The 1,224-nt window shown below is 64.4% G+C and carries 1 protein-coding gene; it reads left to right on the top strand.

Going from position 1 to position 1,224, the window contains the following annotated elements:
• Positions 1–256 precede the first annotated feature (256 nt).
• Positions 257–1,224 (top strand): ribonuclease (locus EN742_RS35375; protein ID WP_128333910.1); only part of this gene is annotated, 968 nt, incomplete at its 3' end.

A 1,224-nucleotide genomic window follows, 5' to 3' on the forward strand; every position in this document is an offset into this window, starting at 1 on the left:
CCTTCACATAGAGGTTGAGATCGGCGCCGGTCGGCGATCTGACCAGGCGCTGCTGGCTGAATGGCATTTCGCTTCGTCCCCCGCAACGCCCTTGTCGTGCTCACGAGAGTTTTGTTTGCGCCGGCGGCGGTTTTAGGTCAATGCGGCCAGGCTGATTTTGCCCTGTGGGTTTCTTCCCTTGCGGCGCGGGCCATCGCAATTCTGACACGGAGACAGCGGCAGTGTGTGCCGCGACATTTTGAGCCGAGGGGCGGGTATGCGGACTGGTTTTGCTTTTTTGTTGGCTGCCGCCGTCACGGCGCTCGCCGGAGCAGCGCGGGCCGATGTGAAGATGAGCGGCAGCTTCGTGGCCGACGCCGCCTGTCCGGCGACGCAGGCGATCAAGAACGGCAAGAACCCCGGGAACATATCGACCGCGGCCGGACAAAGCTACCAGCTGCTGGCGGGCAACAAGGATGAGCCGACACATTACCTCATCCTTGTGCCGGGCGCCGATCCGGACCGTCGCTGGGTGAAGATCAGCTGCGGACATGTCACCGCCGGCAGTGCTGCTGCGACGCCGGAGCCGGCCGATCAGAATAAGCCGGCGCAGCCTGGCTCTGGCAAGCCGGAATATGTCTTCGCGCTGAGCTGGCAGCCGGCTTTCTGCGAGACCAAGTCCAGCAAGCCCGAATGCCAGGCGCAGTCGAAGTCCGGCTTCGACGCCACGCATTTCACCTTGCATGGGCTGTGGCCGCAGCCGAACGGCAACTTCTATTGCCAGGTGTCGGCGGGCGACAAGGCCAGTGACAATCCCGCCCATTGGCAGGACCTGCCGAAGGTCGATCTCGATGCGAACACCCGCGCCGAGCTCGATCAGGTGATGCCGGGCACCGCCTCCAAGCTGGAGCGGCATGAATGGATCAAGCATGGCACCTGCTACGGCAAGAGCCAGCAGGAGTATTTCGCCGATGCCTTGAACCTGATGCAGGCGGTGAATGCGTCGCCGGTGCGCGATCTCTTCACCAAACATATCGGCAAACAGCTGACGTCGGATCAGATCCGCGACGCCTTCGACGGCGCCTTCGGTGACGGCGCCGGCGACCGGGTCCGTGTGTCCTGCCTGGTCGATCCATCGAGCGGCAGGCGCATGATCGGCGAGCTGACGCTCGGCCTCTCCGGCCCGATCGGCCCGGACAGCACGCTGGGCAGCCTGATGCTGGCTGCCGCGCCGACCACCAAGGC

The sequence above is a fragment of the Mesorhizobium sp. M4A.F.Ca.ET.020.02.1.1 genome (genome assembly GCF_004022645.1).
In the GTDB taxonomy this organism is placed as follows: Bacteria; Pseudomonadota; Alphaproteobacteria; order Rhizobiales; family Rhizobiaceae; genus Mesorhizobium.